This window comes from uncultured Jannaschia sp. (genome assembly GCF_947494055.1).
Lineage (GTDB): Bacteria > Pseudomonadota > Alphaproteobacteria > Rhodobacterales > Rhodobacteraceae > Jannaschia.
This window is the reverse complement of sequence record NZ_CANLTR010000213.1, coordinates 1-345: the sequence shown is the minus strand read 5'-3', so window position 1 is coordinate 345 and position 345 is coordinate 1. Positions and strand designations below refer to the sequence as shown.

The window sequence follows — 345 nt, the reverse complement described above, 5'->3', positions numbered from 1 at the left end:
AACGGATGAACCGGACGATCAAGGAGGGTGAGGCCCAAAGCCGATCCGGGGGATCGGCGACGGCTGAACGTCAAGCGCTATCATTACGACAGCCACGACCAGCTGCGCACGCACCTTGGCGACTTCATCTTGCGTCGGGGACGACAGTCCACTGGACTGTCGTCTTGTCCCTCCTCACCTACAACTTCGCTCGCAGGCTCAAGACCCTCGGCGGCCTCACGCCCTACGAATACATCTGCAAAATCTGGACATCAGAGCCGGATCGATTCATCCTCAATCCGATCCACCAAATGCCGGGACTGAACACCTAGGCCGTCATTCCCTTCGGCAGGTCGATCCGGAAGG

At 59.1% G+C, this 345-nt stretch carries 1 pseudogene; it reads left to right on the top strand.

Going from position 1 to position 345, the window contains the following annotated elements:
- Positions 1-69: 69 nt before the first annotated feature.
- A pseudogene (locus Q1A87_RS23895) lies at positions 70-311 on the top strand (hypothetical protein); the annotation flags it as partial.
- Positions 312-345: the final 34 nt, after the last annotated feature.